The sequence below is a fragment of the Sphingomonas sp. CARO-RG-8B-R24-01 genome, from assembly GCF_022662295.1.
Classification (GTDB): Bacteria; Pseudomonadota; Alphaproteobacteria; order Sphingomonadales; family Sphingomonadaceae; genus Sphingomonas.
In genome coordinates this window covers 1-7,952 of the sequence record NZ_JAKNQI010000016.1, presented here as the reverse complement: position 1 = coordinate 7,952, position 7,952 = coordinate 1, and the positions used below count along the sequence as shown (strand labels likewise).

Sequence of the window (7,952 nt, the reverse complement as noted above, 5' to 3'; positions counted from 1 at the left end):
GTCCGCAGCGCTTGTGCTTTCGGTGCCGCGGCCGAAAGGCGCAATAAGCCGTCGATATTCGGCTTCAGGCTGGCCATAAGCATCGCCGGCAAGATCGACGAGTTTCTCGCGATCGAGTATCTCCACGCGGCCCCGCTTCGAGCGGATCATGCCTGCACCTTCGAGAATATGTAGTGTCACGGTGACGCCGGTGCGTTGGGCCGCGATCATCATTGACATGAACTCGTGCGTGAGGCGGATCTCGTTGCCCTGAACGCGGTCGTGGCACATCAGTAGCCAACGCGCGAGACGCGCTTCGACGCGGTGATGGGCGTTGGATGTCGTCGTGTAGGCAGACTGAATAAGAAATGCCTGAATGTAACGCAACAGCAGCGTTTGCAATGAAACGCTTTGTCGGATGGCGTCACGCAGGTCGACAACGGCAATACGCATGGCAGTCGTGCCGTCGACCTGGACGAAAACTTCTTGCGGCGAGGAGTCGGTGCCGAGCAGGATCGGTATACCGGACATACCCTCGATTCCGAAGATACCGACTTCGGTTCGCCCGTCGCCGGGCGTTATCGACACGATCGACACAACGCCCCCTTCTGGGAAATAGACAAACTCGATCAGCTCGTGGGCGAGACTGAGTACCTGACTCTGTGCGAGGTCTACCCGCTCCAGATGGGGTGTAAGCAGAGCGAGATCCTTAGGCGTCATCGCCTGAAGAAGCAAATTAGGACTATATACGGATTCGGCCTGAGACATGATCGCCCCTGAAATTGGGGCGAAAGCACGACGGCTCTTCCAGCCACTCGCGCCCTGAAAACAGCGAGTAATATGTGCGGCATAGCATCGTCGGCGGCATAAGTCTCGGTAGCCAAGTGTATGCTATCCGACAGTTCCGTGGGCCAATTTCAAAAAGCGCGGAATTGTCTTGCAAGTTCCCCACCGGAGGATGCAACTTTTCGTGGTTTGGAACGTGCGTCGGTTCTCGATCGAGCCGCTGTCAACAGCTGGAGCCCAATGTAGGTTAGCAGACAGTATCGCCGGTTAGGCTTACCGCGCCGCGATACCGCGATATGTATCGTTTCTGAATGGAAACGGGGAGCCGCTATGACCGACGATATCAGCTACTATCAGCAGCGAGCCGACGCCGAACTCGAGCAGGCGCAGCGAGCGACCAAGCCGGAGGTTATCAGGGTCCATCTGAATCTTGCCAACGCGTATCGCGAGCGCATCACCGACCCGGTGCGCCGGGCCAAACATGCTTGAAATTAGCCGCGCAGATGGACATTCCTCCGCCAGACCTTCGTTGTTTGGGGGCACGCGGCTTGCCGCGTCCCCTTTCCTGTCACCGGAAGAGCGGCGCGCGCTGGAGGATGCGGGAGGAATGACACGATCGATCGGCGCATCGAAAGACTTCGTGCGTGAAAGCGATAGCGCCGATCATGTGCATATAGTGCTTGAAGGCTGGGCATACCGATACAAGTTGACCCGAGACGGCCGTCGCCAGATCGTGGCGCTGCTGATCCCGGGGGATACGGCTAATCCTGACACCATCTTGCTGAAAAGCCGCGGCTACGGGCTGCGAACACTGACCCCGGTGAAAGTTCTGAGCATGCCACGGGAACGGCTGCTCGTGTTGGCAGAGAAGCATCCCGGCATCGCGAAGACGATCGCCTGGCTCGCGATGATCGACAGCGCAACCCTAAGCCAATTGGCGGTCTGCCTTGGTCGCCGGTCCGCCAAGCAGCGTATCGCCCACTTATTATGCGAGTTGAGTGAGCGCCTGAGAAGCGGCGATGACACCTTCGAGATGCCGCTCACCCAGGAAGTGATCGCCGATACGCTCGGACTGACGTCCGTTCACGTCAATCGGACTTTGCAGCTGCTGCGCAGCGAAGGCCTGATCGAACCCGGCAAGCGGGTGATGACGATCACCGATGCGGATGCATTATGTCGCCTTGGCGATTTCGATCCTGACTATCTCCACGATCCGCGCGCAGGGTCCACAGGGTCGGATGCAGCGATGGGCTTTGAGCAATCCAATTCCGGTTTGAGAGCGTCATGACGGCTGGTGAAAGTGCGGCAGGGCATCATGGTCCTCTCCCAGCCTATCGGGACTTTCCCGAGGGCGACCTGCTACTGCGCGAAACCAATCACCGCTGCGCGAACGATCTCCAGCTCGTCGTCAGTCTCTTGGCGCTCCAAAGCCGACGCGCGCAAAGCGCGGAAACGCGGCAAGCACTGGCTGATACGATGGACCGTGTCGCAGTTCTTGCCCGCGCCCGCGCCGCCTTGATTCATCAGCATCATCACACACTCGAAGCGTCGCTCAGACAGATTTGCGAAGCGCTGCACGCTCAAGCCGAACCACGCCAGATCCTTGTATCGCTTCAAGTCGAAAGCCGATCCGACGGTGTCTCGGATGTGCAGATCACGACCTTAGCGCTGATCGTCAACGAACTGGCGACGAATGCGATCAAGCACGCATTCGAGGAGGAGAAAGGCGGCCATATCCGCATTATCGTTCGGCACCGAGATGACCAAAACCTAGTCGTCATCGTCGATGATGACGGCCTGCCCTTCCCGGAGTTAGGCGCTCGACGGGATGGCGGACTTGGCCTCGGGCTCGTCCAACGGTTGATGCAATCGATCGGCGGTCTGATCATCCTGCCGTCCAACGGATCTAAGTGCTTCGAAATCAGGGTGCCCGTCACGCAATAAGGATGGGCAAACGGTGGTAAAGGGCTTTGAAGGCAGCATGTCTGACGAAAATCTGGAATATTATGAGCACCGCGCGTGCAAGGAGCCGCAAGCCGCCGACGCATCTTCCAATTCGAAGCGGCTTCCTGGCACCGCGGGCTAGCAACCGAATATGAGGCGAAAGCCCAGCAGTTGCGGTCTGCTTTACGACAGCGCTCAAAGCTCGGGACGCGATAGACCTGATTGATGCAACGCCGGCGTCGTCTCGCCCGCTTTGGCTGGCGTGCCGATTTCCCGTCCTTGACAGGTAATAGGCGCGAACGTCCCAGTCTCACAGCTATTTAACCACCTTGCGATACCCGACGTGCCATATCGAAAGGCCGGCATGCATCAGCTAAGCTTTATCAGCACGGCGCGACCCGGCGCAGCGCCGATCGATGTCGAGGCGATCCTCGCGTCATCGCGGCGCAATAACGCACGCGACAGTATCACCGGCCTTCTGATCTATGACGGCAAGCGATTTCTTCAGGAGCTTGAGGGTTCTGGCCCGCTGGTCGAGGCTGCTTTCAGCCGGATCAAGAATGACACGCGTCATCGGGCGACGGTGATGCTGTCGTTTCGCGAAGTCGATGATCGCGAGTTCGGTGCCTGGGATATGGCGTGTCAGAAGGTCGAGGCCGTATCTGGCGACGGATCGTTTGGTGACATGGTCGATAATCTTGTCGATCAGGTGCCGGATGCCAACACGAAAGCGTTATTGAGCAGCTTTGTTAGGATCAAGCGGTAAACCTCGATCTCCGGCGCTGCTGCCCAATGTGACTTTCGCGGCGCCGTTCAGCCGACCGCTTGCGCCAGCGTCGCCGCGTTCCAATCCTCGATCCACGCAACGAAGGCGGCGGGTTCCAGCGGGCGCGTAAATAAATAGCCTTGTGCCTCGTCGCACCCCATCGTCTCCAACAGCTCGGCGAGCTCGGTCGTCTCGACACCTTCGGCAACGGTGTGAAAACCGAGGTCGTGCGACAAGATGATCATCGAGCGCACCAGCTGCATCTCGCGTTCGCCATCCAGCACGCCGCGGATGAAGCCCTGGTCGATCTTGAGGACCTGTGCCGGCAGGCGTTGCAGATAGGCAAGGCTGCTATATCCGGTTCCAAAATCGTCAATGGCAAGCTTGATGCCGGCACCGTATAGCGTGTTGAGTTGGTCGAGCGCGGGACCGATGTTTTCCATCACCGCGCTCTCGGTCAATTCAAGCTCGAGGAGTTCGGGCCGGATCCCGTGCTTGAGCAACAGCAGCTGGACGCTGGGCGCAAAATCGCTTTCCTCGAGATTAGCGGCCGAGATGTTGACCGAGAGTGGCATCCTCAAGCCCACTCGTGACCAGTTTTTGAGCTGCCCAAGGGCGTGGTCCAGCACCCACTGAGTCAAGGGTCGCGCAAGGGAGGATCGCTCAACGATCGGGATGAATTCACTGGGTGAAACATCGCCGAGCGTCGGATGCTGCCATCGCAGCAGGGCCTCAGCGCCGACGCACGCGCGCGACGCAAGGTCGACACGCGGTTGATACACCAGCCGCAATTGATCGTGAGCGGCAAGCGCGTTCTCAAAATCTCTCAGCAGGCCGAACCGGCGTCGATGCGCCCCGTCGCTCTTGATCGAGTACAGACTCACCGATGTCTCGGATCCCCTTGCATCCTGAGCGGCACTATGCGTTAAACGCAGCACGTCTCGCGGATCTGTCTCGCCCACCATGAAGGGCGCTATACCCACTGCCATCGTTGAAACCAGCTGCACCGTTAGTTCCGCGCGGGACCGTTTCAGCATCCCTTCCAGCATCGCGGCATAGGCGTCATCGGACATGTCCGGATCGGCGAGATAGGCGAACTGGGTGGCGGCGACATGATAGGCGGTGCGCCCAGCTGGCAGTATCTCGCGCAATTGCTGCGCCGCCTTACGCACCATGTCGTCGACGTGGGACGGCCCCATAACCCGCACCATGTTGTTGATCTGCTCAGGCCGCGCAAGGTCGAGCATAATGGCAAGCCGGCGTTCGCCGGGCTTGTCGCGGCCGAGGTCGGCGATATCGTCAAGGAACTGGGTACGATTTGGCAGCCCGCTCAGCGGATCGATGCGCCCGAATGCGTGCTGCAATTCAATTTGTGACATGACCATCGCCGCCAGATCGTTCAGCGCGGCTATTTCCTTGGGATCGATATTGCGAGGCTCGGTCCCAAGGACGCATAAGGCGCCCAGGCCGTGCCCGTCGCGCGTGACGAGCGGCGCGCCGGCATAGAAACGGATGCCATCCTGGGCGATCGGACAATCCCGGTAGAAGGCATTGTCGAGAAGATCCGGAATCACCAGCGTATCGGTCGTTTCTGCAACCTGCGAGCACGGCGCCTTAGTCCGCGTAACAGCGTCGTGGGCGATGCCGACCCGAGACTTGAACCATTGGCGGTCATGGTCGGTGAGCGATACCGCGGCGATTGGCAGCTTGAAAAGCTGGCTCGCCATCCGCGTGATGCGATCGAAGCTCTCGCTGGCGGGCGTGTCGAGAAGGTTCAACTGGTAGAGAGCATCGAGTCGGGCGCGTTCGTTCGAGACGGTCATCGCGAAGTCGTGGCAGAAGAGTCGTTAAGAGCCTGTTGATCGCCGCGATCGGTCGAGCCGAGCAAATGCGTCGCATCGCAAGGAGACAGCGGTCGGGCAAAATGAAAGCCTTGCACTGCCCCGCAGCCGATGGCGGTAAGCGCATCGGCCTGCGATTTCGTCTCCACCCCTTCCGCGACGACTGCGAGATCGAGCGTTCGCCCCAATTGGACGATAAGGTCGATGATCGCCCGGGTGCGGGAATCCGTGCACACGCCGTCGATAAACGACTTATCGATTTTGATCGTGTCAATGGGATAGCGGTTGATGTAGCTCAGCGAGGAATAGCCAGTGCCAAAATCATCGAGTGCGACCCGCACGCCGAGCTGACGGATCGCCGCGATCGTCGCTGCGATACCGGGCGATGGATGCAGGAAGATACCTTCGGTGATCTCCAGTTCGATGCATTGCGGCTGCAGGCTGAATTCGACCAGTGTGGCTGCCAGATCGGCGAGAAAGTCGGGATCGACGAACTCGACTGCGGAGGTGTTCAGGTTCATACGGAGCGCCGGGTTCGCGTAGTATCGTTGCCATTCGCGGAGCTGCGCGCACGCTTCGTGCATAACCCAGCGATCGATCTGGCGGATCACCCCAATTTCTTCTGCGACCAAGATGAAATCGTCGGGTGCAATCGGCCCCCGGTCGGGGTGATCCCAGCGTAGCAGAGCCTCGAAACCGAAAATGAAGCCCGTCGTGGGATCGACGATGGGTTGATAGGCCAGGTGAAACTCGCCGCGATCGATCGCCCGCCGAAGATCGGTCTGCAGCGTTAGCCGGGCAACGGCATTGTCATGCATCGATGCGTCGAAGATGGCATAGTCGCCGTAGCCGGCGCGTTTGGCGACATACATCGCGATATCGGCATCACGGATCAGGTCCTCGGGCTGAGCAAGGCGATTGGCCGACTGGACGATGCCGATGCTGCATGAGGGAAAGACGCTTTGCCGACCGAGCTGGACAGGCGCACGCAGCGCGTCAATGATCCGTTCAGCGACCCCCACCGGGGTAGCGAGCCCTGCCGCATCCTCGATCAGAATCGCGAATTCGTCGCCGCCAATGCGTGCGAGTGTATCCTGTGGTCGGATACAGCCCTTGAGGCGTTGCGCGATCTCCTTCAGCACCGCGTCGCCAGCGATATGGCCAAGGCTGTCATTGACGATCTTGAACTGATCGAGGTCAAGAAACAGCACCGAGCATGCCGCAAGCTTCTCGTCGCGCGCGCGTTCGAGGGCTGTGGTCAGCCGTTCCATGAAGAATGCACGGTTTCGCAGACGCGTCATGTTGTCGTGGAACGCGGTGTAGAGCAACTCAGCCTCGACCCGCTTGCGCTCCTGAATTTCCGCCTCGAGCGCCTTGTTCTCGAATTCGGCAACGCGCACGCGACGAGCGAGCTGTTCGGCTGCCTTGCGCTCGGTGATGTCGCGTTGCACTGACACCCAGTGGGTGAACCAGCCCCGATCATCCGCCACAGGCACGATGCTGAGCTCGACCCAGAATTCCGTGCCGTCCTTGCGGTAATTGATCATCTCGATCTCAACCGGCTCCCAGGCCAATAGGGCCTGACGCAGGCGCGCGCGTGCCGCGGGATCTGTCTTGGGGCCTTGCAGTATCCGCGGGGTTTGCCCGAGCATCTCTATGGCCGAATATCCCGTCGCCCGGGTGAAGGCCGCGTTGCAGTAAAGGATCCGCGGCCCTGGCAGATCGAGCGGCTCGGCTTCGGTGATGATGATGGAATCGCGAGCATGGACCGCGACTGACTCGAGCAAGCGCAGCCGCTCGACCCTGGCGTGGGCAACGCCATCGACCAACTCGACCCGCTCGCGCAACCTCGCCAACTCAAACATCGTCGCCAAATGGGCCGCGTGCGCACGCAGGACATAGGTTTGCGCGGCGCTGAGCGGGGCATGATCCCGATCGTGCAGGACGATGAGGAAGGCATCCTCATCACATGCGATTCGCGCCGCTGCGGCAAACCGCACGTCCGGACCATGCCCCGCATGAAAACCGATCGGAGACGCTGGTGCCTCATCGGCGAACTGCGTCGCGAGAGCCCGTGTCTGTTTGGTTATACCGGAAGCCAAAACGACAGGTGCGATGTTAGGGAGGGAGCCAGCACCGTCGCTTGCAATGATCGCAAGTTCGCCATCGCATTCCCGGCATACGATCGCAGCGCTACATCCAGTGGCGTGGATAGCGTCGGCGACGATTCGTGCCAATGAAGGCTGCATTTCGGTGGTTGCTCGTGAGCCAGCGAGCCCGATCGCCTCTCCTGTCAAGTTGACCGGCACGTCCATCTGCATGGCTCGTTAATCCTAGGAGTCGCCGATTATAATCACCCGAACGGCGATTATTCAAACCACTTTAGCCCGGTAATAGTCGCTGATTTATAACAAATTAATAACTACATAGATCAATGCGAAACGTGAACGGAAGACTGTAGAGATCTTCGGGCCGTTATCTATTTGGAGCATACCCTAGTTTTCTAGGCTCAGGACACGTTGATCACAGCCAGAAAATGACGGTTGCGGCGAGCGCGATGGCGGAGAAGAAGACCGTCGGGCATCGATCGTAGCGGGTGGCGACGCGGCGCCAGTCCTTCAGCCGGCCAAACATGG

The 7,952-nt window shown here is 59.5% G+C and carries 7 protein-coding genes and 1 pseudogene; 4 read left to right on the top strand and 4 right to left on the bottom strand.

Going from position 1 to position 7,952, the window contains the following annotated elements; translation table 11 throughout:
• Nucleotides 1–747, bottom strand: a 747-nt coding sequence (locus tag L8G49_RS20860) for a Crp/Fnr family transcriptional regulator (protein ID WP_242187939.1), incomplete at its 3' end; no start/stop codon positions are given.
• Nucleotides 748–1,095: 348 nt separating this feature from the next.
• On the opposite strand from L8G49_RS20860, the gene L8G49_RS20855 reads away from it, so the two are divergent.
• The 4 genes from L8G49_RS20855 (at nucleotide 1,096) to L8G49_RS20840 (ending at nucleotide 3,475) form a co-directional block, all read left to right on the top strand.
• Nucleotides 1,096–1,254, top strand: a complete 159-nt coding sequence (locus L8G49_RS20855; RefSeq protein ID WP_242141229.1) for a hypothetical protein — start codon at nucleotides 1,096–1,098, stop codon at nucleotides 1,252–1,254.
• 118 nt (nucleotides 1,255–1,372) lie between these two features.
• Nucleotides 1,373–2,053, top strand: a complete 681-nt coding sequence (locus L8G49_RS20850) for a Crp/Fnr family transcriptional regulator (RefSeq protein WP_242141230.1) — start codon at nucleotides 1,373–1,375, stop codon at nucleotides 2,051–2,053.
• Entirely contained in the window at nucleotides 2,050–2,709 is a 660-nt protein-coding gene (locus tag L8G49_RS20845) for a sensor histidine kinase (RefSeq protein WP_242141231.1), read from the top strand. The genes L8G49_RS20850 and L8G49_RS20845 overlap by 4 nt, the downstream gene beginning before the upstream one ends.
• Nucleotides 2,710–3,073: 364 nt before the next feature.
• Nucleotides 3,074–3,475 carry a BLUF domain-containing protein gene (locus tag L8G49_RS20840; RefSeq protein WP_242141232.1) on the top strand — a complete coding sequence of 134 codons (402 nt, stop codon included), beginning with the start codon at nucleotides 3,074–3,076 and terminating at the stop codon, nucleotides 3,473–3,475.
• Nucleotides 3,476–3,522: 47 nt separating this feature from the next.
• Here L8G49_RS20840 and L8G49_RS20835 read toward each other — a convergent pair whose 3' ends face one another.
• From L8G49_RS20835 to L8G49_RS20825, 3 genes and pseudogenes are all read right to left on the bottom strand, one after another.
• Nucleotides 3,523–5,298, bottom strand: coding sequence for a sensor domain-containing phosphodiesterase (locus L8G49_RS20835; protein ID WP_242187938.1), 1,776 nt, complete (start codon nucleotides 5,296–5,298; stop codon nucleotides 3,523–3,525).
• Nucleotides 5,295–7,637 (bottom strand): EAL domain-containing protein, encoded by a 2,343-nt coding sequence (locus L8G49_RS20830; RefSeq protein ID WP_242187937.1) that lies wholly within the window; start codon nucleotides 7,635–7,637, stop codon nucleotides 5,295–5,297. The genes L8G49_RS20835 and L8G49_RS20830 overlap by 4 nt, the downstream gene beginning before the upstream one ends.
• 202 nt (nucleotides 7,638–7,839) lie before the next feature.
• Nucleotides 7,840–7,952, bottom strand: a pseudogene (locus tag L8G49_RS20825) (IS5/IS1182 family transposase); the annotation flags it as partial.

Bases quoted from the DNA above. Each gene is read 5' to 3' on its own strand.
- L8G49_RS20855 (WP_242141229.1), top strand. From the start codon at position 1,096: ATGACCGACGATATCAGCTACTATCAGCAGCGAGCCGACGCCGAACTC.
- L8G49_RS20850 (WP_242141230.1), top strand. From the start codon at position 1,373: ATGACACGATCGATCGGCGCATCGAAAGACTTCGTGCGTGAAAGCGAT.
- L8G49_RS20845 (WP_242141231.1), top strand. From the start codon at position 2,050: ATGACGGCTGGTGAAAGTGCGGCAGGGCATCATGGTCCTCTCCCAGCC.
- L8G49_RS20840 (WP_242141232.1), top strand. From the start codon at position 3,074: ATGCATCAGCTAAGCTTTATCAGCACGGCGCGACCCGGCGCAGCGCCG.
- L8G49_RS20835 (WP_242187938.1), bottom strand. From the start codon at position 5,298: ATGACCGTCTCGAACGAACGCGCCCGACTCGATGCTCTCTACCAGTTG.
- L8G49_RS20830 (WP_242187937.1), bottom strand. From the start codon at position 7,637: ATGCAGATGGACGTGCCGGTCAACTTGACAGGAGAGGCGATCGGGCTC.